Raw genomic sequence first — 23,650 nt, 5'->3', positions numbered from 1 at the left:
CGGTGCGCCCTCACCGGTCCCGCAGGTCGGCGACCCGGGTGCCGATCTCCAGGAACCACACGAGCGTCGCGAGGCCCGCGTTGAACACGAACCCGCGGGCACCGTCGGTGATCTCCATCCGGGCACCGCGGGCGTTCGCGACCATCGACGCCGGCAGCGTGCTCGAGATCGCGAACAGCTCGGGGCCCGGCTCGGGCAGCCCGGCCGCGGAGACCGGGAACAGCACCTCGGGCGCGAGCGCCGGCGACAGGAAGATGTTGAACAGCAGCGCGGGGCCGTCGTGGGTCTCGATCGAGGTGAGCCGGGAGGCCCAGTCAGTCAGGCCGACGCCGTCGAACGGGCTGTCGGTGACCATCCCGTCGGTGATGTTGATGATGATCGGCGGGAAGGAGTCGGGATGGCTCGCCGCCCACTCGAAGACGTGCTCGCCGGCGCTGGCGATCGCCTGGCACATCGGGGTGCGGTAGCCGTGGACGGGCTCGACCCAGACCGGCAGCCGTGAGCCCGCGACCRGGTCCACCGTCGCCACGGCGCCGGGCCCGGATGGCGGCGGCGTCGACTCGATCCGCAGCGGGTTCTCGAAGACGTGCGAGATCGGGACGATCGGCTGACCGTCCACCGGGCCGATCAGCGCGGGCTCGACGCCCTCACCGCCCGTCACCGGGCAGGCGCCGTAGCCGAAGACGCCGACGTCGAAGTAGTGCCGGGCCCGGCCGCCCACCTCCTTCGCCGACTTCACGCACAGATCGAGGAGGATCTTGTTCACCGCGCGGGCGGCGCCCTCGGCGAGGGTTCCCCCACTGGACTGCCACGGCTGTTTCATCGAGTCGGACCGGTCCAGCAGGAACACGATGCAACCCGGGTTGGCACGGGAGAAGGTCTGCTCGTACATGCTCGCTCTGTCCGTTCTCGTCAGCGCGGTCCGGGATTCATGGGTTTCCGTTCCGACGGCGGCTCGTCACGACGGTCACCGGCCAGGCGGTCCCGGGCTGCCAGGACCAGCTGTGCCCGTCGACCCGGCAGCGGAAGGCGAACCCGGTAGCGGCGTACCGGGCGTCGACACGGAACGCGCCGCAGCGCGGGCACTGGACGACCCTGGCCGCCTCGCGCAGCTCGGCGATCTCACGGGGAGCCGGTCGGACCGGTTCGGTACCCGGGGTGGTCCTGTTCCCGGCGGGTTCCCGGGCGCCGCTCGCGGGCCCGCCCGGTGGCGTTGCGGTCTGGGTCCACCACTGGCCGCTGCGGGTCGTCTCGGTACCGGGACGCTCGACCGGCAGCAGGACGGCCTGGGCCTGGGCCGGTGTCTGGGCCTGGGCCGGCGCCTCACGTTTCCCGCCGCCACGCGGTGGCGCCCACTGGTCGTCGGCTGTGGGCTGTTGCCGGTCGGTGGGATGGGATCGGTCCGCGGGATGCGGTCGATGTGCGCCCGCGCTCCCGGTGCGCCCGGGCGCCTGGTCGGGATGTGGCCGACGGGGCCCTTCGCCCAGCCGTGCATCCCGCGCCCCGGCCGGTCGTCGCGCCGACCCGGGCGGCAGGACCAGCAGCGCCGACGTCAGCACACCCACGGCGAAGGAGCCGGCCACCACCATGGCGGTGGTGGTTCCCGGGCGGTCGCGGAACAGCAGCCCCCAACCGGCCAGCGACGCGCCGCCGGCGGCGACCAGGAGCAGGACGAGGGAGTTCCGCGTCGCCTTCGCGGTCACCAGGCCACCACCTTTCCCATGGGGCCTGATGGGGCTGATGAGGCGGCCGGCGTCATGACGGCTCCACCGAGAACGTCACGTCGGCGACCGGATTGGTGATCGCCTGGCACTGCTCGCCGCCGGGTGCCGCGGCGCCGGCGAACCGCCAGCCGTCCACCAGCCTCAGGCAGACCCGCGCGTCAGGCGGCAGCTGCTTCGGGATGAACGACCCGGACTGATCGAGCGCGCCATCCTCCGAATAGCCGTCCTGTGCGTAGCGAATCGTGACGGAGCTGTCGGAGGGGACCTTGGTGCCACCCCCCGTGACCCGCGCGATCACCCGTGCCGGTTCGATCTTCAGCTCGATGGGTCGGGTGCCCGGGACCTGCTCCTGCCGGCACGCGGACGCGGGCTTCGTCCCGGCCAGCCGCACCGGGGCGTCTGCCGACATGACGCAGACCTCGCGTCTGCCGGCGGTGATCTCGGATGACCACTGTCCCTGGTCGTCGGCCCGTTCGTCGGCCAGTACGACCGCGCCTTCACGGATCTGCACGGCCAGGTGACTGAGCCGGAGCCCGGCGCGCGCCTCCGTCACCGTTACCACCGCGGTCACGGGCACCTTCCCCGGCGCGGTGGTCACGGGCTTGGCGGCGGCCCTGGTGGTGGGCGAGGTCACGGGCGCGGTGGCCGTCGGTGGGGCCGTCGGCGGACCCGGTGGATCGTCACCGGCCGAGGCGTGCGGTGCCACCACGAGGCTCGCCAGGGCGACACAGCCGATCGCCAGCGCCGCCGCGTATACGGGCGCCAGGGCCGGGTGCCGCCACAGCGGCGGGCGTGGCGGCGTCACCCGCGGGTGAACGGGTCGGCGGTGCCGGTGCGCAAGGCCTTCACGGAAACGAGTGTCCGGCGGGCCGGAAACCGGCACATCTGTGCCACCACTGGCTTCTTTGACCGGTACAGCCCAGTGCTGGCACGGAGTTCCGGGCGCGTGCGGCGGTGCTAACGTCCGAGCCGTGGACCGGGTGGCGGTGGGGCGTGTCTTCATCGTCGACGACAGCGCACCGTTCCGGGCGGTGGCCCGCGCGTTGCTGGAAAGCGGTGGCTACGAGGTCGTCGGTGACGCCGCGACAGGGGCCGAGGCGTTGGCCGCGGCACCCGCGGCGAGCCCCGACGTCGTGCTGCTCGACGTCGCCCTGCCCGACCTGGACGGTTTCGCCGTCTGCCGCGAGCTGCGGGACACCGTTCCCGGTGCCACGGTTGTGTTCTGCTCGGTACGCGACGCCGAGCACTACGGAGACGCGGTCGACCAGTCGTCCGCCGCCGGCTTCCTCCCCAAGTCGACGCTGTCCGCGGAGGCGCTCGCGCTCGTCGTGGCGCGGGCGCGCGGGGCCGAACGCAGATAGGCGAGCACGGCCAGGACGCGGCGGTTGTGCTCCGCCTCGTCAGGCAGTGAGAGCCGCAGGAACACGTTGCGTACGTGTGTCTCCACGGTCCGCGTCGTGAGCTGGAGCTCGGTGGCGATCGCGCCGTTCGACCGGCCCTGCGCCATCAGCGCGAGGACCTCCCGCTCCCGCGTGCTGAGCGCGGCCAGCTCGCCGCGCCGCGCCCCGCCCCGCTGGCCGGCGAGCAGCGGGACCACCTCCGGGTCGAACGCGCAGCCGTCGGAGGCCACCCGGCGGATCGCGCTGAGGAAATCGGGCCCGGTGACCCGGTCCTTGAGCAGGTAGCCGACGCCGCGGGCGGACTGCCCGACCAACTCGTCGAGATGCGTGACCTCAAGATGCTGGGACAGCAGCAGCACTCCCGTCCCGGGGTGCCGCCGACGCAGCCTGACGGCCGCGCGCAGGCCCTCCAGATGGTGGCCGGGCGGCATCCTGATGTCGACGACCGCGAGGTCGGGGCGGTGTCGTTCGACCGCGTCGAGCAGTCCGTCCGCGTCCGCGGCCTGGCCGACGATCACGCATCCGTCGCGTTCCAGCAGATCGGCGAGAGCCGTCCGGAACAGCTCCGCGTCGTCGGCGAGCACGACCCGAGGCCCCGACGAGGAAGATCGTCCGGGCTGGTTCGTGGCGGGCTGGTTCGTGGCGGGCTGGTTCGTGGCGGGCTGGTTCGTGGCGGGCTGGCCCGTCGCAGGACGGTGAGCGGGAGCAGGCTGGTCAGCTGGGGTGATGGCTGGGGTCAAGGCATCTCCAGGGGCAGGTTGGCGTGGACGGATGTGCCGTCGCCGGGGGAGCTCCGCACGACCAGCCGGCCCTCGATCGCGGCGACCCGGTCGCGCAGCCCGAGCAGTCCGGTCCCACCGGCCAGGTCCGCGCCGCCGACGCCGTCATCGGCGACGGTGACGACCAGCCGGTTCGCGGACACCCGCACACCGACGTGGACCCGAGTGGCGTGGGCGTGCTTCGTGGCGTTCGTGACCGCCTCGGCCGCCACGAAATAGGCGGTCGCGGCCACCTGGTCCGGCAGCGGAGGAAGCGCCGGACCGTCGATGACGTCGACCGGGTACGCGGACCGGGCCGCGAGCGCCCGCAGCGCGGGCATCAGGCCCGCCTCGGTGAGCACCGCCGGGTGGATGCCGCGGGCCAGTTCCCGAAGCTCCGACACCGAGGCCTCCAGCCCGTCGGCGGCCCGCCGCAGCAGGACCCCCAGCTCCGGATCGGACGGATCGGGGCCGAGCCGGTCCCGTGCCAGCCGCAGGATCAGCGCGGTCGTGACCAGCTGCTGCTGGGCTCCGTCATGCAGGTCGCGTTCGATCCTGCGGCGCTGCTCGTCGGCCGCCGTGACGATGCGGGCCCGGGAGGCCCGAGCCTCCGCGAGCTGCGCACGCACCTCCGCGGCGAGCCGCTGGTTGTCCAGCTCCAGCGCGGCGGCCGCGATGGTGGCTTCCAGGACGTGCCGGTCGGCGCGCAGCGCCGGATCATGCAGCAGTACGGCGACCACCCGCGGACCGCGCAGGACCGGTGTGACCGCGTCCTGCGGCCGGGGGATGACCGGGCGCCCCGCCGCGTCCACATAGAGATCGGAGGCGCCGGGGTCGTCTGTGTCGTCCGGGTGGGGGTAGGCGATCCGCAGTGTCGGATCGCCGAGCGCGTGGGCCAGCAGGTCGCGCAGCTCCGCCGGATCCGCCCGCGGCAGCCGGAGCAGGAGGCCACCCACGACGGTGCGGCCGAGCCGGATCCGTAACGCACCGGCGAGGAAGGCCAGCGGCAGACCCAACGTCGCCAGGTGGGCGATCTCGTTGACCAGCTCGGCGCTCTCACCGGGCAGCCCCGGCTGTGACAGCGACGCGGCGACTCCCGTGATCCCGACGCCGTACACCGGTGCCAGCACGCGGCGGGCCGGTGGCGTCGCGACGAACCACCGGCGAATCAGCAGCCCGCCCACGGCGACGGCGAAGCCGACCTGTGTGCCATTGATCAGATTCTCCTGCAGCCGGGTCAGGTCGGCGACCAGCACCAGGTTCGGTGTAATCGAGTTGTAGAACGGGACGCCGAGCGGCACGAGGAGCAACACCGTCGCGTAAACGGCACCGGTCACCGCCCGCTCGGACCGCCCATGCAGACGTCCGTCGGGAAAGGCGAGCAGCAGGTGCACCAGGCTCGCCGAGGCCACCGTCCGGCAGAACAACCCGATGGTGTGCGGGACGGGATTGCTCGAGACCTGCAGGTCCTCGGCGAACCAGGCGATACCGACCATCACCATCAGCAGGCCGAGCCGGCCGGGCCGGCGCAGGTGCGCGATGGACCCGGTGAGCAGATAAAGGCCGCCGACGACACCGGAGAAGAAGGTGGTGGTCGTGTCCGGGTCCCGGCCGCCGTCGGACACCCAGAGCGCGGTGGCGCCGAAGACCGCTCCCACCACCGCCAGTGCCGGTACCCCAACCCCGCCACCATCACGCCGGCTTTTGTCGGGATCTCGGCCCCCGTTCCCCACCCCTGAGCCTTCCCCCGACTCACCGGACCGATCAGGACGCCAATCATTATTCGCGAGACGGTGACTCCGAACAAGGGGTCCGCTCACTCCGGTCGCACATCGCGGAGCTCGGTAATGGAGACTCTCCCGGCCCCATCATACGGAAAGCTGTGCCGTTCACCTCACCGCGGCCTGGTTCAGCGAGCCTTCTCCATCTCACGGTCCACGGGCAGGGAAGCCGCAGACCGAGCCGACGACGGAAAGGATCGGTCTGCATCGGGTATCCGGGCGACCGTGGATTCTTCCCCGTCCGGGTGTCGGTGAGCGTGATTCCCGGTGTTTCCGGCCGGTCGACGGGAAAGGTTCAGAACGAGGAGAACTTCGGCCGCCCTGCATACGCGGCGACCCTCGATCTGATGGCCGGGCGACGATCACAGCCCCCGCACCCGGCGAGACGGGTGGGCCGCTGTTCACACAGCGGCGGACGTCAGGCGCGGAAGGTTCTGCGGTAGGCGTTCGGTGACACCGCGATCGCCTCCCGCAGATGCTGGCGCAGGGAGGTGGCGGTGCCGAAGCCCGCGCGCTCCGCGATGCGGTCGACCGGCAGGTCGGTGTTCTCCAGGAGCTGCCTGGCAAGGTCGATCCGCTGCCCGGTGAGCCACTGCCCCGGGCTCTGCCCGACCTCGGCACGGAAGCGGCGGGTGAACGTCCGCCGGCTCATCCCCGCGTGCGCGGCGAGCTCGTCGAGCCCCAGTGCCTGGTCGAGCCGATCGAGGGCCCAGCTGCGGGTCGGCGCCGTCCCGTTGTCCGCGGTGTGTGGGACGGGGCGTTCGATGTACTGGGCCTGGCCGCCGTCCCGCCAGGGCGGAACCACGCTGTTGCGGGCCACCCGGTTGGCGACGCCGCTGCCGTGGTCGCGGCGGACGATGTGGAGACAGAGGTCGACTGCCGCGGCCGCACCGGCGGAGGTGAGGATGCGCCCCGTGTCGACGAAGAGGACGCCCGGGTCGACGTCGATGGCTGGGTAGCAGCGCCGGAGGTGCTCCGCATGCCGCCAGTGGGTGGTGGCCCGCAGACCGTCCAGCAGGCCRCCGGCGGCGAGGACGTACGACGCCAGGCAGAGCGAGACCAGCCGGGCGTCGGGGCGCACCTGGCCGAGCGCGTTCGCCAGATCGGCAGGCAGGAGATCGCGGCTGGTGATCCTGGTCATCTCCTCGGCAGGAGGGATGACGACGGTGTCGGCGGTTGCCAGCGCCGCCGCGCCGCCTGCGACGGTGACGGAGAAATCGGCGGCCGTCGTCACCGGGCCGCCACTCACCGTGCAGGTGGTCACCCGGTACAGCGGCCGGCCGGCGTCGTCGCAGGCATTGCCGAAGATCTTGGACGGCGTGCTGAGCTCGAACGGCATCACACCGTCCGTCGCGAGGACGGCAACCTGATGCATGGCCCGATCCTTGCACAAGTCGGCCTTCGGGCCACTTTTTGGCGCTCGGGGCCGGCAGCAGTGTGGAGCCATGACGACAACGACGCCCCCAACGACGCCCCCAACGACGCCCCCAACGACGTCCACGTTGCCGGCGACGCCGACCGCGACCGCGACGGCCACGGCCACGGCCACGGCGATGATGCGTGCGATCAGCCAGGACAGCCTGGGAGGACCTGAGCGGCTGCGGCTGGTCGAGGTCGAACTCCCCGTTCCAGGCCCGTCCGAGGTTCTGGTGCGGGTGCGGGCGGTGGGCCTCAACCCGACCGACTGGAAGCATCGGGCCATGCCGGGCTTCCTCGGGAAGCTTCCGCTCGTCCTCGGCTGGGACGTCTCCGGCGTGGTCGAGGCGGTCGGGCTCGGGGTGACCATCCACGAGGTGGGCGACGAGGTGTTCGGCATGCTGCCGTACCCGTACGGGCACGGTTCCTGCGCCGAGTACGTCACCGCGCCGGCCCGCGTGCTCGTCCACAAGCCGGCGGAGCTCGATCACGCTCAGGCCGGTGCGATTCCGCTGGCGGCGCTGACCGCCTACCAGGCCCTGGTGGACACCGCCGACGTGCGGGCCGGCCAGCGGGTGCTGATCCACGCCGCGGCCGGCGGAGTCGGGCATTTCGCGGTTCAGATCGCGAAGTCGCTCGGCGCGTATGTGATCGGCACTGCCAGCGCGGCCAAGCACGACCTGCTGCGCGGGCTGGGCGCCGACGAACTGATCGACTACCACCATGAGGACTTCGAGCGGGCAGCCGGGGGAGTCGACGTCGTCATCGACCCGATTGGTGGCGATTACACGACCAGGTCGCTGCGGACGCTGCGCCCGGGTGGTGTCCTTGTGTCCCTCGCGCTCACCGAGACCCAGCCGATGCCGCAGGAGGCTGCCCGGCGCGGTGTCCATCACCGGCTGATGCTGGTCGAGGCCGATCAGGCGGGCATGCTCGCGGTCGCCGAGCTGGCGCGGACGCGGCGGCTCCGCCCCGTCATCGAAGCCGCCTTCCCGTGGGAGGAGGCGGCGAAGGCACATGCGGTGGGCGACGGCGGCCGGGTGACCGGCAAGCTCGTGCTCACCGTCGGATGATCGGTGCACGATGGGCCGGGCGGCCCGCCACGGCCGGGATGAAGCCATCACGGCGCGGGGCGGCGGGCGGCGGTGCGGCCGGGGTGCAAGCAGCGCCCGGTGCGGCGTGGCAGCAGTCGGTGCGGCGTGGCAGCGAGCGGTGCGGCGGGAAGGAGCCAGGGTATGAGCACGGCTGAAGGCATGAACACACTGCCGCGGGAGCTGCGGGAGTTGGTCGAAACCGGCCCACTCGCGCATCTGAGCACCATCAACGCGGACGGGAGTCCGCAGGTCTCCGTCATCTGGATCGGCCTCGACGGCGACGATCTGGTCAGTGGCCACATGTCGTGGTACGCGAAGCTAAGCAACATCGAGCGGGATCCCCGGGCGGTGCTGTCCTTCGCCGCGCCCCGGGAACCCGGCGTGGTCATGAACCCGTACGCCGTGCTGCACACGCGGGCCATCGTGCAGCCCAGCGACGAAGCCTGGGGCCTGCTCGATCGCCTGACCAGAATCTACGTCGCGGCGGACGCGCGGTTCCCGGCGCCCCAAGGCCCCGGCTACATCGTCCGGTATCGCGTGCAACGCATCGGCGGGGTCGGCCCCTGGGCGGCGGTCCGCCGCTGAGCTGCCCGCAGCGGACCTCGGCCGGCCGGCTCCCGGGATCAGACGCGGCGGGTGAAGGACAGATGGGTGATGCCGCTGGGGGAGGAGACCGCCTCGATGTCGAAGCGCTCCTCGAGGCCCTCCTGGCCGTCCCACAGCCGGGTGCCCCGGCCGAGCAGGATCGGGACCACCGCGACGTGCATCGAGTCGATCAGGTTGGCGGCCAGGAAGTCACGCACGATGGTCGGGCCGCCGCCGATGCGCACGTCGAGGTCGCCGGCGGCCTCCCGGGCGAGGTCGAGTGCCTGCTTCGGTGCCGCGTCGATGAAATGGAACACGGTGCCGCCCTCCATCTCGATGGACGGCCTCGGGTGGTGCGTGAGAACGAAGACCGGGGTGTGGAACGGCGGGTTGGGGCCCCACCAGCCGCGCCATTCCCGGTCGGTGCCGAGGTACTCCCACGGGCCGGTCTGGGGGCCGAACTTGCCGCGGCCCATGATCTCGGCACCGATACCGGGGCCGAAACGCTCGGCGTAGGCGTTGTCGACGCCGGTGCTGCCACCCGGCTGGCCGTGCGAGGCCCGGCCGAACCGGGTGGCGAACGCCCACTCGTGGAGGCGGATGCCGGCGTGGCCGAACGGTGCTTCGAAAGTCGGGCCCTCGCCGGTGGCGAATCCGTCGAGTGAGATCGCGAAGTTGTGGACACGTACCGCCGACATCGCTGCTCCTGGTGCTGGTGATCTGCAAGCGGTCGCCGCCAGGCTAGCGAGATCAGTGGAGGTTTGCATCTCCCTGGGTGGCTGGAGTCTTGCGTACCGCGACAGGTCTTGGGCGGAACGAGGCGCCCCGACGGCAATTTCTGTATTTGTTTCCCGGCACCGGTCCGTCGGTGTAGCACTGATTCGTGCAGCCTCTTACGGTCGTCATCGTTCACCGCGACCAACCGGAGCGACTCCTCGACACCATCGACGCGTTCCGCGCGCAGGACATCCCCGTCGCGATCACGATCGTCGACAACGGATCGGTGACCATCCCGCCGGTCGAGGCCGACGACGTCACGGTCGTGCTCGGCGGCGCCAACCTGGGATTCGGGCCGGCGGCGAACATCGGCTACCGCAGGTTCCTCGCCGACCCGCACGCGGGTGACTGGGTTGTGCTCGCGCCGCACGACGCACTGCCCGAACCGACCTGCCTGAGCCACATCCTCGGCGTGCTGGCCGAGCGGCCGCGGGCAGGGCTCGCCTGCGCGGACGTCGGTGACGGTGCGACCCCGGTCATCGACGCCTACCTCGGCGGGATCCTCGTGCCCGCCAGCGTCGACGTGGGCTGGGAGACGGTCGGGCATCCGCACGGCACGCTGATGTTCGCCCGGCGGGCCTGCCTCGACGAGGTGGGAATCTTCGACGAGCGCTACTTCGCGTACTGCGAGGAAGCCGACCTGGCGCTGCGGGCACGCGCCGCCGGCTGGGAATCCGGGCTGGTACGGGGCGCGATGGTCAAGAACCCGTATGTCGGCTCGCCCTCCGGGGCGATCGACTACCTGCAGCTGCGAAACACCCTGCTGATGGTGCGGGAGCACTTCGGCCGCTATCACGTCTTCATCCGGCTCTGCATCGCGTTGTTGCAGCTTGGTACGGGTGCGATCAGGCCAGCCCGTCGGGGCCCCTACTGGCACCCCGACGGGCGTGTCCGCGGCATCGTCGACTTTCTCCGCGGGCGTTTCGGCCCGCCGCCGGCGCACCTTTACACGAAACGCTGAGTGCGCCGGCCGGGCACGTGCCGCTGCCGCTGCCGCTGCAATGCCGCCGTACCGCTGCGGCCTCAGGTCAGGGCGCGGGGCAGACAGCCCCCGCCCAGCCCATGACGTGGCAGTAGGTCTCGCGGCTGACCTTCCAACGGCCCTCGCTGATCACGGCCTTGCCGGTCTGCAGACCGAAGGTCACCCCGCCCTGGTAGGTGATCTCGTAACGCAGCGACGCATGCCGAGGGTCGGTGAAGACGATGTCGCGGGTGGTCACCGTGGCGGTCGACGTCGCTGTGGGGAAATTCTGAATGGCCTGCTCCAGGGTGCCAGCCAGCGATGGGCCCGCCTCGACCGCGGCGAGGGAGTACGCCGGGTCCTGGCCACTCGTGAATGCCTGCGCGTAGGCCTGCTGGACCGCGCTTCGGGCCGCCGCAACGTCCCGTGGCTGGCGTCCTGCTTTGGCCGGGCAGATGGCCCCGGCCCAGCTCATGACGGTGCAGTAGGTCTCGCGGCTGACCTTCCACCGGCCGTCGCTGATCACCGCGGTGCCGTTCTGCACGCCGAAGTCGACGCCGCCCTGGTAGACGACGTGGAAACGCAGCCCGGCCGTGCGAGGCCCCTGGAACCTGATGTCACTGACCGTCACCTGTGCGGTGCTGGTGGCCTGCGGGAAGTTCTGCATGGCCTGCTGCAGGGTGCCGGCCAGCGCCGGCCCGTCCTCGACGGCGGCGAGGGCGTACGCCGGGTCCTGGCCGCCGGTGAAGGCCTGCGTGTAGGCGGCGGTGATCGCGGCCTGCGGCCGGTGCTGTGTCGGTGCGGGCCTTGGCCCGCCGGCGGTCGCCGTCTGGGCGGGAATCTGCGCCACGATGGCGACGGCGAAAAGCGTCAGCCAGGCCAGGCACCCCCGCCGCGCCCGCTGCCTGCGCCGACCTTCCTGGCCGTTCCGATCCGGCTCCGGGCTTCGCCTGCTTCCGGCGGCGGGCTGCTGGGCCGGGCGCACCCCGGTCTGGTCGGACATCGTCATTGTCTCCTCCTCCGCGGCAAGGTTGCCGCCGATACAGGAGAGTCCGCACAGCCCGGGATGGTTTACCTGGAAAAGACAACGATTCGCGGATCAGTGCCCTCTTCCCGGAGTCGTCGACCGGGTTGCCCGTAGGTATCGCTCGGGTTGCCCGGACGGCCATCCACTGGAACGGAGCGTGGACATTTCACGTCTTTCGTTGTGACGCGGCGCATCGACCGACAGGGTGGCGGCCGAGGGTGACTGCCCCCGGAAACCGACCCGATTCGGAGTCGCACACACGATGACCACGCGGGCCACACCTACGGTGCGATCAGCTCGCAGTTCACCGAGGCCATCGAGGCCGCCGACACCCGGCTCGGCCAGCTGATCGCCGCCGTCGAGGCCCGCCCGACCCGTGCGAGCGAGCAGTGGACCATCATCGTCAGCGCCGACCACGGCCACCTGCCGATCGGTGGCCACGGCGGCGCGACCATCGGCGAACGTTCCAGCTACGTGATCGTCGCCGGTGACGGCGTCCCCGCCAGCTACCGTTACGACGCCCAGCTCGTGGACGCGAGCGCCACCGCCCTGGCCCGGATGGGCGTCACGATCGACCCGTCCTGGGGCCTCGACGGCGTGCCGCTGGGCAGCCGTGCCTCCGACGCCTTCGATCCCCTGCGCCCGGCACTGAGCACCCGCAGCGGCGAGCTGCTCATCCCCAGCTCGGTCAAGGGCTTCACGCACACCCCGCCGGCTGGCTGGAGCGTCGACAACTCCCGCCTGCCGTCGGGCGGCGTCGAGGAGCGGAAGGGCTGGACGTTCACGACGCAGAACATCTGGTCGCGCGCCCAGGCCAGCCAGGCGCGGGAGAACGCCGTCCGCATGCGGGACGTCTTCGCCGTCGCCGACTCCGACGAGTGGGACGACTGGATCCACGGCGAGTACGGCCGGCGGGTGTGTCTCTCCCCGCCCGCCGGTCGGCTGTCAGACTCCGAGGCTGCGGCGCATGACGGCGGTCGCCGCAGCCGTTTTCGTGCGCAGGGGAAGAACCGCGCCGACGACTCGGTAGGTACGGTTGATCAGTCCGGGAACGTGGACGAGATCCCGGCCCAGGGTGGCCAGTGAACCGGCGGCGACGACCTCCGGAGTCAGCGTCCACGGTGGCAGGCGGGTGCTTCCGGAGCGTGCCTGAAAGGGCGTGGCCGTCGTTCCGGGCAGTACGGTCTGGAACAGCACACCGCTGTCACGGTTCTCGTGCCATACAGCCGTCGCATACGAGAGCAGAAACGCCTTCCCCGCCGAATAGACGGCGCTGTGCCCGATTGGTGCCAGGGCGTTCACCGAGGCGATGTGGATCACGGCACCGCGGCCGCGACCGAGCATCGAGGGCAGGACAGCTCGGGTCAGCAGCGCCGGAGCCAGCATGTTGAGGTGGACCAGATCCGTGTACGCGGCGTTGTCCGCGGCGGTGAACGGTCCCTTGATGCCGATTCCGGCGCTGTTGACCAGCACGTCCACACGCCGCCCGTCGACAAGGCCCGGCAGCTTGTCGACGAAGGAGGGATCGGCCAGGTCCAGGGGATGAGCGACCGCCCGGACGCCGTGTTCGGCGCGCAGCGCGGCGGCCACCCGGACCAGGTTCTCGGCGTCGTCGCTGGTCAGGATCAGATCCACGCCGAGGGCGGCGAGAGCTTCGGCATAGGCCCGACCGATCCCCGACGACGCGCCTGTCACCAGTGCCCACCCGCCGTCGGCCGCCTGGGCGAGAACGGCCTTGCCGGCCGCCGACATCCGCAACGGCGCCCRCACCCGCATCCGCACCGGCATCCGCCCCTCGGTCCGTGGCCCTGGTCTCCTGGCGGGCAGGCCCAGCCGCTCTCTCAGTGCCCTGCCCAGCCTGTGCCGCACTATCCGCAGAATGCCGAAATAGCGCTTTTCGAGCGTCGTCTGGTAAACCCATCCGGTCTTCTCGACGCCGTCGACCACGACCGGCCCGACGTATAACGGCCGCGGCCTGCTGTGGTGGTAGAAGTCGCGCAGCGCGGGAACCTCGGTGCCCATGATGACACTGTGTCTGCCGGCCTTTCCGCCCTGGTGCAGCACATGGGCCCAGAACAGGAGGGAACGCCAGCTCCGGCGCAGGGACGGCGCGAGCCAGGCGCAGGTGAACTCCTGGGTGTCTGTTTCGTCGATCTCCATCTCGCAGCGGGCCCGCGCTGGCTGCGGAATTCGGGTGAGAGTACGGAAGGGGGGAGTCACGTTCAGTACGAAGCCGCCGACGAGGTCGGGGCCGTCGAAGGTGGCGAAGACGCGCGCAAGGCGCAGATATTCGATTTCGACGGAATATCCAGAATATCGGGCATAGTGTGCGGTGAATTCGGCCAGTTCGGTGTCCGTGCGCAGCCGCCTCAGCCGGAACGCGTGTCGCCCCACAGTGCCATGGTAGGGAGGGCTGGCGTTTCCGCGCGGCGGCGGATACCCGCGGAAGGCTTCCACTGTCGCCGGAGCAAGAAGTGAGGATTTCGGCTGCGAGGACAACCAAAACCTTCACTTCTTGCGGATCGTCAGGTGATCACGCGCCCCGTTTGCGCCTATCGGTGATAGTTGCTGGCGTCGTGCGGCGGCGCGGAATTCCCGGCGGGTCGCTAGCGGAGCGCGCGGCGCAGGAGACGGTGCGCCAGCGCCGGGTACTGCCGCGGCAAAAGCCGCACCACGGCATCAGTGATCTTGGCGTCGGTGCCCACGAGGATACGCGGTCGGTTCGCCTCGACGCCCCGCAGAATCGTGGTCGCGGCCTTCTCCGCGGGAAGCCTCAGCAGCTTTTCGTTGTAAAGTCGGGCACGTTGAAGCTGCTCGTCGGTGATCTCCAGGTCCCGGCGCCGCGCCTCCTCGAGCGCGGCGGTGGCGATGTTGGTCCTCACCCCGCCTGGGTGGACGACGGTGACCCGCACCGGATGGTTTCCCTGCAGCATCTCGATGCGCAGGGTCTCGGTAAAGCCCCGTACCCCGAACTTCGAGGTGCAGTAGGGGCCGAGCTCGGGCTGGGCCATGAATCCGTTCAGGCTCGAGATGTTGATGACATGGCCGTCGCCGGAGGCGATCAGATACGGCAGGAACGCCTTGGTGCCGTGCAGCACACCCCACAGGTTCACGGACAGGACGCGCTCGAAGACCGTCCAGTCGGAGTCGAGGATCGTGGTACCGGCGCCGGCGATCCCGGCATTGTTGTAGAGCTGGTGGACGGTCCCGAAGCGGGCGTTGACCTCGGTGGCGAAGACCTCCACCGCGGCACGGTCACTGACGTCGAGGTGGCTGGTGTGCAGGTCGGGCACGTCGGCACCGGCGGACGCCTTGACCAGGTCGGCGGTCTCGGCGAGGCCGGCGTCGTCGACGTCCGCCAAGGCCAGCCGGGCGCCCCGGCTGGCGAGGCCCAAGGCGAGGGCACGGCCGATACCCGACGCGGCGCCGGTGACGACGGCGACCCTGCTGTGGAAGGTGGTCAGCGTGCTTCTCCTCCGTGCTGGGCCGCTCCCGACCGGGCGGTTCGGGCATTGCCAGCCGCCGGGGCATTGCCAGCCGCCGGGGCGTCGCCGGCCGCCGGGGCGTCGCCGGCCGGGCGGGCTGTGCCGGTGCGGGCTGTGCTGGTGGGGGCTGTGCTGGTGGGGTCGGCGTTGGTGTGGTCGGTGATGAGCTCGACGAGCTGGTCGACGACGCCCGGTGCGAGGTGATGGCGCAGACCGGTGATCTCGACGTGTCGCGCTCCCGTGATCGCCGCCGCGGTGGCCCGGCCGCCGCTGGGATGAACCATCAGATCGGCGTCGCCATGGATGACCAGGGTGGGCGCGGTGACGGCGGCGAGCGAGGCGGTGCGGTTGCCCGAGGCCTGGATCGCGCCGATCTGCCGGGCGACCCCGGCCCGTCCCCGCGGGCCCGGCCCGCGGTCCCAGGCCCGGGCGGCCCAGTCGGATTCGACGTCCACATCGGGCGGGTAGGTGGTCGACCCGATATGCCCGAGCAGCGCCAGGTGGTGGGCCACGGCCTCCTCGCGGTCGCGGGCCGGGCGCCTGGCCATCAGCCGCAGCGTCGACCGGGCCGGCTGCCCGACCTGACGCGCCCCCGTGGTGGAGAAGATCGAGGTGAGGGTGGCGACCCGCTCCCCGTGGCGGGCGGCGAGCGACTGGGCGATCATGCCGCCCATCGACATGCCGACGACATGGGCGCGGGCGACGCCGAGCTGGTCGAGCAGCCCCACCGTGTCCTCGACCATGGCGGCCAGGCTGTAGGCGTCGGGGCGGGGCCGGGCCAGCAGCAGCCGGGCCCGGCCCGGCGGAGGCGGCGATGGTGACGCGGTGGGGAACGTCGTCCGACCGACGTCACGATTGTCGAACCGGATGACCCGCAGGCCGCTGGACACCAGGCCGGCCACCATCGACTCCGGCCAGGACGCCAGGTCGAGGCTGAGCCCGGCGATCAACAGCACCGGGACCGCGCCACCCGGATCGCTCCGGCCGGTCTGGCTGCGCTGCCCGCTCTGGCCGGTCTGCCCGCTCTGGCTGCTCTGGTCGGACCGGTCAGACCGGTCGGACTGGTCCGGCTCGTCGATCCGATAGCAAAGCCGCATCCCGCTGGGCAGGTCGCAGAACCGCTCGTCCTGCCCAGCGGAGGCCGGTGCCGATGCCGGGGCTGCTGTCAGTGCCGAGGCCGGTGTCAGCGTCGGGGCCGGTGTCGGGACCGGGCCCGGGGTCGGGGTCGGGGCCTGCCGGGCTCGGGTGAACCGCAGCTCGTCGTCCTCTACCGGCATCCGCCGCAGCAGCCTGACATCCCCGAAGTAGTCGAACGACGTCCGCCACGGTGCCCGGTCGCCCTGCCGGGGCAGCTCGTCGATGGAACGCCGGATGTAGCCGGCGCCGAAATCGAGGAACGGCTGGGTGCTCAGTGCTGGGCCGGTGACCGCCGGGCAGGCCGTGTCGTAGCCGTTCGCGTCCATATGGGCCAGCAGCCGGCACAGGTGCTGTGCGAGCAGGCCGACCTTGAGCGTCCAGGAGGAGTTCGTATAGCCGACCAGGTAGGCGAAGTTCGGCACGCCGGAAAGCATGAGGCCCTTGTAGGAGACGGTGGACGGCAGCCGCACCGGCTCCCCGTCGACAGCCAGGCTCACGTCGCCGAGCGACTTCAGGTTCAGCCCGGTCGCGGTGACGATGACATCCGCCGCCAGCTCCCGGCCGGATTCCAGCAGCACACCGTCCTCGGTGAACTCGGTGATCCGGTCGGTGACGACCGAGGCCGCGCCGCGGCCGATCGTCCGGAAAAGATCGGCACCGGGGGCGATACACAGCCGCTGATCCCACGGGTCATACGGYGGGTTGAAATGCTCGTCGACCGGATAACCGGCGGGCAGCAGCATCCTGGTCAGCCGGCGGAGGACGCGGCGGGCCGCCGTCGGATACCGCCGGCAGAAACGCCAGATCGCCTGCTGGCGAAAAATGTAGAGGGGGCGGATGATCGCGTGCGCGCGCTCCGCGCCGACCGCGCGCCGCAGCCCGATGGACAGCACGTCTTTGCTGGCCATCGGCAGGATGTAGGTGGGCGTCCGCTGCAGCATGGTCACGTGCTTCGCGGTGGCGGCCAGCGCCGGGACCAGCGTCACCGCCGTCGCACCACTGCCGACCACCACGACCCGTTTCCCGGTGCAGTCGAGATCCGCCGGCCAGCGCTGGGGGTGGACGATCTGCCCGCGGAACCGTTCCCGGCCTTCGAACCGCGGGGTGTAGCCCTCGTCGTAGCGGTAGTAGCCGGTCGCGGACAACAGCCAGGAGCAGGTCAGCGTCCGGCGGGTCCCGGACCGGCCGCTTTCACCGTCGCCGCCGAGTGATCCACCGCCGCTTTCACCGCCGCCGCCGTTGTCGTCGCCGACCTCGACCTCGACGGTCCAGCGCGCGTCGGGGGACGACCAGGAGGCGCCGACGACCTTCGTCCGAAGGTGGATCCGGCTCGCGATGTCGAACTCGGCCGCGGTCTCGTGAAGGTAGGTGAGGATCTCGTCGCCACCGGCGAGTGATCCGTCGCCACGCCACGGCTTGAACTCGTAGCCGAACGTGTGCAGGTCGGAGTCGGAGCGGATACCCGGGTACCGGAACAGGTCCCAGGTGCCGCCGATCGCCCCGCGTGCCTCCACGATCGCGTAGCTGCGCCGAGGATGGTCCCGCTGCAGGTAGTACGCGGCGCCGATACCGGAGATCCCCGCCCCGACGATGAGGACGTCGACGTGCTCGGGAAGCCTGGCCTGCTCGGGAAGGCCGACTTGCTCGGGGAGACCGACTTGCTCGGGGAGACCGATGTGCTCGGGGAGGCTGCGCGTGCGCTCGGCAGAGCCGCGGGCGTGCGCGGCGGAGTCGGGGTTCGGCGACATTCGGTGACCTCCCAGCCGGCATCAAGCACCGTATGGGGACTTATGGTGTCGCCGTCGCGTGCGATCCGCCAGGGATGCAGTGCACCATCCTGGACGGAAACTGGTGCAGATTGCACTGCCTGCCGTAGGTTCGGGTCGTGTCCTGGGACCTTCCGCCCAGCCGGATCCGCGAGCTGCTACGCCGCGGCGCCGAGCTGGTGCTGCATCCCAAGCCGGAGTGGCTCGACGAGCTCGACGCGGCGACCCTGGCCGGGCCGGCCCGCCAGCAGGTCGCCGAGGACCCGGTCCTCGCCGCGGCGATCCGGCGCAGCAACCGCTCGAACCTGCGCTACTGGGCGGCGGCCAACATCCGTGCCCCGGGGGAGCGGGTACCCGCCGACCTGGGAGATGTGCCGCTCGCGGTAGCCCGCGACCTGGTCCGCCGCGGCCTGGACGACGCGATGCTCGGCGCCTACCGATCCGGGCAGAGCGTCGCCCTGCGCTACTGGATCGAGATCGTGTTCACCCTCACCTCCGACCCGGAGGAGCTGCAGGTCCTGCTGGACGTCTCCTGCCGCTCGATCGCCACCTACATCGAGGACACCGTCGACGCGATCGCCGCCCAGATGGACCGGGAACGCGCCGACCTCACCCACGGCACCCACGCCGAGCGCCGCGAGGCCGTCACCCTGCTGCTGGACGGGGCACCGCTGTCCCCGCAGCGTGCGCAGCAGCGGCTGGGCTATCGCCTCGAAGGCGCGCACTGGGCGGCCGTCATCTGGAGCGACGACCCCGACATCGACCTCGCCGCTCTCGACCGGGCCGCCGACCTGCTTGCTGTGGCCGCCGGCGACCCCCGGCCACTGACCGTGCTCGCCAGCGCCGCGACCCGCTGGGTCTGGGTCCACGGTGAGCCGGACCTCGCTCGGCTGCACGCCACAGCCGCCGAGATCCCGGCCGCCCGCATTGCGATCGGCCGCCGCCGGGTCGATCTCGACGGGTTCCGGCGCAGTCATCATGACGCCCTCACCGTGCAGCGGATGCTGGCCCGGCTGGGCGCCCCCCGCCAGATCGCCACCTACGCCGATGTGGAGCTCGTCGCGCTGCTCACCGCCGACCGCGAACGCGCCGACCAGTTCGTCGCCGGCGCCCTCGGGGATCTCGCCACCGCCCCGCCCGAGCTTCGCGAGGCGGTACGCACGTTCGTCGCCGCCGGCTGCAACGCCACCGCCGCCGCGGCCCGGCTCTACACCCACCGCAACACTCTGCTGCGCCGGCTCGCCCGCGCCGAGCGCCTGCTGCCGGTGCCACTCGCCGACAACCTCATCCCGGTCGCCGCCGCACTGGAGATCCAGCACTGGCACACCGGCACCTGACCGCCGCGGAACCTGACGACCGCCGGGACCCTGACCGCCCGGACGAGACAGGCACGGAACTCGGGGCGGGCCGGGCGCTCGCACCCGGGCTGGTTCGGACCTTTCGCGGCAGATCTGCCGGCGACGAGCCTGCCGCGGGCCGATCCCGCGCCGGCGCCGATCGCGGCAGCTCAGACGTCCACGGCGCTGCGCTCGTAGGCGCCGTCGCGCAGGATGGGCACCACGTCGTCGGTGTCGGCATGTGCCGCGCACAGCACGTCGTCATCCCAGCCTCGGGCCCGCAGTTCCTGGCCGGAGGCCGAGGCCATCAGCTCGCCGGGCAGGTCGCCCACCGCGGCGCGGAACGCCGCCATCGCCGCCCGTGCCTCGGGTGACACCGCGGACGTCGGTAGTCCCCCCGCGTCAACGGTGCGCGCGATGATGCCGCCGGCGCCGAGCAGGTCCTCCACCGCCGGCCGCAACGGACCCAGGTGCGGGGTGCCGGACGGATCCGGCCAACGTTCCCCGGCCGCGATGACCGCCACGGCCTGCCCTGCGCTGATCCGCTCGGCGAGCCACCCGCCGACCGCAGCCGCGTTGCGCAGACAGCCGGCGATCACGGCGGCGGCACCCAGCTCCTAGGCCCGTGCCGACAGCGTCGCCCCGTTCGGCGACGTCAGCACCAGCCGCGTACCGGCCGGGATGGCGGTCAGCCTCGCCGGCGACAGCGACCACCGGCTGGACGGATCATCCCGGCTACCTGCCAGCGCCGCGCCATGCTCCACGGCGAACCCACGCGCGGACGCATCGCGCCAGCGATAAGGCCACACTCGGGCACCGCGTGCGACGGCGACCGACACCGCCGTGCTGAACCTCAGGACGTCGACGACGACAAGGACACATCCAGCCCGGGCAAGCACCGCGAGATCTTCGCCGCCCCACCCGAACCTGAGCGGGTACTCGCGCTGGTTGGTGAAGACATCCGCCCCGGCCACTGCGCCGGCATGCACAACCACGCTGCGATGGTGACATCCCCAGATCGGGCCATGCCGCTGAGGGCTGCGGCTCAGCGAGTCCGACCGGCTGGTTCTCACCCTCTCCTGCTGGGATGGCCTGACCACGGACGAGATCGCCGGCGTTCTGCGGATCACCCCGGCGGCCGTCCGGCAACGCCTGCGCCGCGCCCGCACCCGTCTCCGCCGCCCGCTGGACGCCTGACGCCTGACCTCTGGCGTCTGGCGTCTGAGGCGTCAGGCGTTACTCGGCCACCGCCAGGACGATCTTCCCCTGGATGTGGCCCTGCTCGGCCCGCTCGTGTGCCCGCCAGGCTTCGGCGAGCGGGAAGACGCTGTCGATGCCGACCCGAACGGCACCGGCGTCGAGGAGGGCGGCGATCTCCGCCAGCTGGTCACCGGCGGAGCGGACCTGGCCGCTGCGAATCACGACGCCGCGCCGGGCCAGCTCCTCCTCGCCGAAGTCGCCGTAGAACACCGGGCTGAGCACGCCACCGTCCCTGATCGCGGGGGTGAGGCGGTGGGCGTCCGGCCCTCCGACGGTGTCGAACAGGACGTCGACGTCCTTCACGACGTCCGTGGCCTGGGTTGTCGTGTAGTCGATGTACTCGTCGACATCCAGCCGACGCAGGAGCTCCTCGTGCCGCGTCGACGCGACGGCGATCACCCGGGCGCCGAGAACGCGCAGGAACTGGACGAGGAGGTGCCCGACGCCCCCGGCGGCGCCGTTGACCAGCACGGTGCTCCCGGGGCTCACCCGAGCGTGCTCCCGGATGAACTGCCAGGCCGTGAGACCCGCCATCGGGACCGCCGCGGCCTCGATGTGGCTGACTCCGGCCGGCTTGCGCGCGAGCTCCGTGGCCGGTGCGGTCGTGTACTCGGCGTAGCCTTTCGCCGCGCCTATCGCGGTGGGGAAGCGCAGCAGCCCGAAGACCTCGTCCCCCACCGCCCAGGCGGTGACGCCGGGCCCGGTGGCCGTGACGACGCCGGACACGTCCGTCCCCGGCGTGAACGGGAACGGGACGACGGGTCGAAGCTCCGCGGGGATCGCGGCGAGCCCGGACCGCGCGTACCAGTCCGGCGGGTTCACCCCGGCGGCGTGCACCCGCACGAGGACCTCACCCGGGCCGGGCTCTGGACGGCCGACGTCGGCAAGCTGGAGCTCGCGGGGCGGGCCGGGGCGGTGCACGAGGATGGTTTTCATGCGAGGTCGTCTCCTGATCGTCAGGCGAAGGTCACCACATTCCGGAGCAGTGCTCCGGATGCTAGACGGAGCACTGCTCCGATTTCAACCTCGGCGGACGGCATGAGCGCTGGACCGGACTCGCCCGGTCACCGTGACCGGCGCGCGGACGCCCGCCGCAACTACGACCACATCCTCGCCACCGCGGCGGTCGTGCTGGAGGAGCAGGGCGTGCAGGCGTCCCTACGCGACGTCGCCCGTCGCGCCGACGTCGGTCTGGGCACCCTCTATCGGCATTTCCCGACCCGCGAGGTGCTCCTGGAAACGCTGCTGCGCCAGGGTTTCGAACGGCTCGTCGAGCTCGCCGGCAGCCTGCGCGCGACCCACCCACCCGAACAGGCCCTCACCAGGTGGCTCCACGAGCTCGCCACCGGCGCCAGTGTCTACCGCGGTCTACCGGCCTCGCTGGTCGCGACCCTGCAGGACCCGACATCGGCGCTTTTTGCCTCCTGCTCCGCACTGCAGAACGCGGGCGCCGGCCTGGTCGAGAACGCCCAGCAGGCCGGCGCCGTCCGGGCTGACATCACCGGCCCGGACGTCTTCGCGCTGGTGGGAGCGGTCGCGTCGATGGCCGAACACGCGGCCTTCCGGGGCCGCACCGCCCTCCTGCTCGACGTCGTCATCGACGGCCTGAAGAGACCGGCGGGAGGCTAGACCCGGACCGTGCCGTCGTCCTTGCCCCCGCTGACGACCGAATGCCCGTCGGGTGTCACCGCCACCGCGGACACCGCACCGGCGTGCCCCCAGAACGGCTCCACCGCCACCGTCAGGTAGCGGAATCGGTGTCGGTGTCGGTGAGTGCCGGCAGGGCGGCGTCGGCGACGGCGGGGGCGAGCCGGGGATGGTCCGGCCGCGGGAGCAGCGCGCCGAAGGGGGCCTGGGCGGCGATGGCGTGGACCGCGGCGACCCGGGCGGCCATGTTGATCGGGCAGTGGGCGGTGACCGCGGCGCGCAGCAGGCCGGGCAGCGCGTGCAGGGGCCGTGGCCCGTCCGTCGCCTGCGGGAGCAGGGGCGGTGATTCGGGACGGACCCGCAGCAGCGCGGGGCCTTCCGGCGGCGCAGCCAGGCCGATCAGGTCGACGAGGAGATCGAGACGGCCCGCGAGCTCGTGCAGCAGTGTCACCCCGTAGGCGACCGGGTCGTACAGCATCAGGTCGCGGATCCCGGCGGCCAGCAGGAGACCGGCGAGATCCCCGCCGCGCTGCGGATCGACGACTGCCACCCGGGCGTGGCGGGGGTCGACGCCCCGGCGCCGCAGATGGTTCAGAGCGGCCGCCGCGGCCGCCACGGCGAGACCGTCGTTGATCGCGTCCAGCAGTACCGGGTGCGGTACGGGGTGCGATGCGGGTTGCGGCGCGGGCGCGGCCCGCAGCGTGGCGCGGACGGCGTCGATGTGCCGGACGTGCGTGTGGACCAGCACCGACGCACCGAACCCCGGCGCCATCATGCGGATCATCGCGGCGAGCTCGTCCGGGCCACAGGCCGACAGTGGAATCGGCACCACGTCCAGACCGGTCTCCCGGTGCAGGTGGGCTGCCTGCGACTCGACGGCTGGCAGCGCCGCCTCCGCCGGCAACGACTCGAAGTCCAGCACCGCGCTGGCGTCGCTGAGCAGCGCGACTCGGCGGGCCCGGCCGCTGAACCTGTCGACGTGCCCCGGATGGGCGACCAGATGACGGATCACCCGGCGGTCCGCGTCGGCATCCAGCAACGCCAGGTCCCGCCCGGTCGCGGTCGACGCCCGCAGCTGCTGGCCCAGCTTCCCCGTCGAGGCGACCGTGAACACCGGGTCCTCGGTCCGGAGCAGGTCAGCGCCCAGCGTTTCCCGGAGGGCCTCCACCAGCCAGGACAATGTCGGCCCGCTGTCGGCGTCCACGATGATCCGCCGGCAGCCGTCCGGGCCGGGCTCGTCCGCCTGGATGACCGCCATGCCCGGGTTTCGGGCGAGGACCGCGTCCACCGCCGGCCGCGCCTGCGCGGACACGTACACCGCGACACCGAACGCCGCACTGACCGCGGCCGACCCGTGGGGCGTCATGGCGCCACCTGTGTCAGGATCCGTCGGGCCGCATCTCCCACCTGGCCGTCCGGCATCCTTACAGAATCTACGAAGTTGCCGAGGGCAGCAAGCAGTCGGCGTGCCAGAGCGCTCCGGGGTCGCCTCGTG

22 protein-coding genes and 3 pseudogenes are annotated in these 23,650 nt (G+C 71.8%); 8 read left to right on the top strand and 17 right to left on the bottom strand.

The features are described from left to right. Nucleotides 1–10 precede the first annotated feature (10 nt). From CcI49_RS31080 to CcI49_RS42295, 3 genes are read right to left on the bottom strand one after another with little or no spacing between them, the layout of a single operon-like run. Nucleotides 11–892 (bottom strand): vWA domain-containing protein, encoded by an 882-nt coding sequence (locus CcI49_RS31080; protein ID WP_076832481.1) that lies wholly within the window; start codon nucleotides 890–892, stop codon nucleotides 11–13. A gap of 37 nt (nucleotides 893–929) precedes the next feature. Continuing rightward, nucleotides 930–1,703, bottom strand: a complete 774-nt coding sequence (locus tag CcI49_RS31075; RefSeq protein WP_054568139.1) for a hypothetical protein — start codon at nucleotides 1,701–1,703, stop codon at nucleotides 930–932. A 52-nt stretch (nucleotides 1,704–1,755) separates the two neighbouring features. After that, on the bottom strand, nucleotides 1,756–2,529 hold the full coding sequence (locus CcI49_RS42295; RefSeq protein WP_076832478.1) for a hypothetical protein: 774 nt from the start codon (nucleotides 2,527–2,529) through the stop codon (nucleotides 1,756–1,758). A 166-nt stretch (nucleotides 2,530–2,695) separates the two neighbouring features. Between CcI49_RS42295 and CcI49_RS31065 the strand changes: the two genes are divergently transcribed. Continuing rightward, nucleotides 2,696–3,085, top strand: coding sequence for a response regulator (locus CcI49_RS31065; RefSeq protein WP_241840343.1), 390 nt, complete (start codon nucleotides 2,696–2,698; stop codon nucleotides 3,083–3,085). Here CcI49_RS31065 and CcI49_RS31060 read toward each other — a convergent pair. The 3 genes from CcI49_RS31060 to CcI49_RS31050 all read right to left on the bottom strand — a co-directional run bounded on the left by CcI49_RS31060 (nucleotide 2,971) and on the right by CcI49_RS31050 (nucleotide 7,038). Further along, complete coding sequence (locus CcI49_RS31060; protein WP_347280154.1) at nucleotides 2,971–3,864, bottom strand: response regulator; 894 nt, start codon at nucleotides 3,862–3,864, stop codon at nucleotides 2,971–2,973. The genes CcI49_RS31065 and CcI49_RS31060 overlap by 115 nt on opposite strands. After that, nucleotides 3,861–5,615 carry a histidine kinase gene (locus CcI49_RS31055; protein ID WP_241840342.1) on the bottom strand — a complete coding sequence of 585 codons (1,755 nt, stop codon included), beginning with the start codon at nucleotides 5,613–5,615 and terminating at the stop codon, nucleotides 3,861–3,863. The genes CcI49_RS31060 and CcI49_RS31055 overlap by 4 nt, the downstream gene beginning before the upstream one ends. A 466-nt stretch (nucleotides 5,616–6,081) precedes the next feature. Further along, on the bottom strand, nucleotides 6,082–7,038 hold the full coding sequence (locus CcI49_RS31050; RefSeq protein WP_076832614.1) for a helix-turn-helix domain-containing protein: 957 nt from the start codon (nucleotides 7,036–7,038) through the stop codon (nucleotides 6,082–6,084). A gap of 181 nt (nucleotides 7,039–7,219) precedes the next feature. Between CcI49_RS31050 and CcI49_RS31045 the strand changes: the two genes are divergently transcribed. Both CcI49_RS31045 and CcI49_RS31040 read left to right on the top strand, forming a co-directional pair. Further along, the gene (locus CcI49_RS31045; RefSeq protein WP_076832611.1) at nucleotides 7,220–8,152 is read left to right on the top strand and encodes an NADP-dependent oxidoreductase; all 933 of its coding nucleotides are present in this window, start codon (nucleotides 7,220–7,222) and stop codon (nucleotides 8,150–8,152) included. Nucleotides 8,153–8,314: 162 nt separating this feature from the next. After that, nucleotides 8,315–8,758, top strand: a complete 444-nt coding sequence (locus CcI49_RS31040; RefSeq protein ID WP_241840340.1) for a PPOX class F420-dependent oxidoreductase — start codon at nucleotides 8,315–8,317, stop codon at nucleotides 8,756–8,758. Nucleotides 8,759–8,796: 38 nt separating this feature from the next. Here CcI49_RS31040 and CcI49_RS31035 read toward each other — a convergent pair whose 3' ends face one another. Beyond that, on the bottom strand, nucleotides 8,797–9,456 hold the full coding sequence (locus tag CcI49_RS31035; RefSeq protein ID WP_076832463.1) for a dihydrofolate reductase family protein: 660 nt from the start codon (nucleotides 9,454–9,456) through the stop codon (nucleotides 8,797–8,799). Between the two features lie 185 nt (nucleotides 9,457–9,641). Here CcI49_RS31035 and CcI49_RS31030 point away from each other — a divergent pair, with 185 nt between their 5' ends. Next, nucleotides 9,642–10,496 (top strand): glycosyltransferase, encoded by an 855-nt coding sequence (locus CcI49_RS31030; protein ID WP_076832459.1) that lies wholly within the window; start codon nucleotides 9,642–9,644, stop codon nucleotides 10,494–10,496. Nucleotides 10,497–10,563: 67 nt separating this feature from the next. On the opposite strand, the gene CcI49_RS31025 is transcribed toward CcI49_RS31030, so the two are convergent. Then, nucleotides 10,564–11,505, bottom strand: coding sequence for a hypothetical protein (locus CcI49_RS31025; RefSeq protein ID WP_076832456.1), 942 nt, complete (start codon nucleotides 11,503–11,505; stop codon nucleotides 10,564–10,566). 240 nt (nucleotides 11,506–11,745) lie between these two features. Here CcI49_RS31025 and CcI49_RS44595 point away from each other — a divergent pair. Further along, nucleotides 11,746–12,267 (top strand): annotated as a pseudogene (locus tag CcI49_RS44595) (alkaline phosphatase family protein); the annotation flags it as partial. 201 nt (nucleotides 12,268–12,468) lie between these two features. Here the strand turns inward: CcI49_RS44595 and CcI49_RS40085 are convergent. From CcI49_RS40085 to CcI49_RS44585, 4 genes and pseudogenes are all read right to left on the bottom strand, one after another. Beyond that, a complete protein-coding gene (locus CcI49_RS40085) occupies nucleotides 12,469–13,917 on the bottom strand; it encodes an SDR family NAD(P)-dependent oxidoreductase (RefSeq protein WP_083749829.1) in 1,449 nt (482 codons plus the stop codon). Between the two features lie 212 nt (nucleotides 13,918–14,129). Next, nucleotides 14,130–14,987, bottom strand: coding sequence for an SDR family oxidoreductase (locus tag CcI49_RS31005; RefSeq protein ID WP_054568131.1), 858 nt, complete (start codon nucleotides 14,985–14,987; stop codon nucleotides 14,130–14,132). Further along, a pseudogene (locus tag CcI49_RS44590) lies at nucleotides 14,984–15,955 on the bottom strand (alpha/beta fold hydrolase); the annotation flags it as partial. The gene CcI49_RS31005 and the pseudogene CcI49_RS44590, both read right to left, overlap by 4 nt. Nucleotides 15,956–16,246: 291 nt before the next feature. Then, nucleotides 16,247–17,737 (bottom strand): annotated as a pseudogene (locus CcI49_RS44585) (NAD(P)/FAD-dependent oxidoreductase); the annotation flags it as partial. A 293-nt stretch (nucleotides 17,738–18,030) separates the two neighbouring features. On the opposite strand from CcI49_RS44585, the gene CcI49_RS30995 reads away from it, so the two are divergent. Next, the gene (locus CcI49_RS30995) at nucleotides 18,031–19,248 is read left to right on the top strand and encodes a PucR family transcriptional regulator (RefSeq protein ID WP_076832447.1); all 1,218 of its coding nucleotides are present in this window, start codon (nucleotides 18,031–18,033) and stop codon (nucleotides 19,246–19,248) included. A gap of 170 nt (nucleotides 19,249–19,418) precedes the next feature. Here the strand turns inward: CcI49_RS30995 and CcI49_RS44580 are convergent, their stop codons facing one another. Next, nucleotides 19,419–19,847, bottom strand: coding sequence for a 2-phosphosulfolactate phosphatase (locus CcI49_RS44580; protein ID WP_347280153.1), 429 nt, complete (start codon nucleotides 19,845–19,847; stop codon nucleotides 19,419–19,421). 18 nt (nucleotides 19,848–19,865) lie between these two features. Beyond that, a complete protein-coding gene (locus tag CcI49_RS44575; RefSeq protein ID WP_347280152.1) occupies nucleotides 19,866–20,243 on the bottom strand; it encodes a hypothetical protein in 378 nt (125 codons plus the stop codon). 43 nt (nucleotides 20,244–20,286) lie between these two features. Between CcI49_RS44575 and CcI49_RS43735 the strand changes: the two genes are divergently transcribed. Beyond that, a complete protein-coding gene (locus CcI49_RS43735) occupies nucleotides 20,287–20,445 on the top strand; it encodes a sigma factor-like helix-turn-helix DNA-binding protein (RefSeq protein ID WP_347280155.1) in 159 nt (52 codons plus the stop codon). 39 nt (nucleotides 20,446–20,484) lie between these two features. Here CcI49_RS43735 and CcI49_RS30980 read toward each other — a convergent pair whose 3' ends face one another. After that, the gene (locus tag CcI49_RS30980; RefSeq protein WP_076832444.1) at nucleotides 20,485–21,444 is read right to left on the bottom strand and encodes an NADP-dependent oxidoreductase; all 960 of its coding nucleotides are present in this window, start codon (nucleotides 21,442–21,444) and stop codon (nucleotides 20,485–20,487) included. A 102-nt stretch (nucleotides 21,445–21,546) separates the two neighbouring features. Here CcI49_RS30980 and CcI49_RS30975 point away from each other — a divergent pair, with 102 nt between their 5' ends. After that, nucleotides 21,547–22,137 (top strand): TetR/AcrR family transcriptional regulator, encoded by a 591-nt coding sequence (locus CcI49_RS30975; protein WP_076832440.1) that lies wholly within the window; start codon nucleotides 21,547–21,549, stop codon nucleotides 22,135–22,137. Here the strand turns inward: CcI49_RS30975 and CcI49_RS43730 are convergent. Together CcI49_RS43730 and CcI49_RS30970 are read right to left on the bottom strand one after the other, a co-directional pair. Further along, nucleotides 22,134–22,241, bottom strand: a complete 108-nt coding sequence (locus CcI49_RS43730; protein ID WP_235498083.1) for a WD40 repeat domain-containing protein — start codon at nucleotides 22,239–22,241, stop codon at nucleotides 22,134–22,136. The genes CcI49_RS30975 and CcI49_RS43730 overlap by 4 nt on opposite strands. 8 nt (nucleotides 22,242–22,249) lie before the next feature. Beyond that, nucleotides 22,250–23,521, bottom strand: a complete 1,272-nt coding sequence (locus CcI49_RS30970; protein WP_076832434.1) for a malic enzyme-like protein — start codon at nucleotides 23,519–23,521, stop codon at nucleotides 22,250–22,252. Nucleotides 23,522–23,650 lie beyond the last annotated feature (129 nt).

It is taken from the genome of Frankia sp. CcI49, assembly GCF_001983215.1.
GTDB classification, from domain to species: domain Bacteria; phylum Actinomycetota; class Actinomycetes; order Frankiales; family Frankiaceae; genus Parafrankia; species Parafrankia irregularis.
The sequence above is the reverse complement of the archived record's forward strand: the minus strand, read 5'-3'. Positions and strand labels throughout refer to the sequence as shown.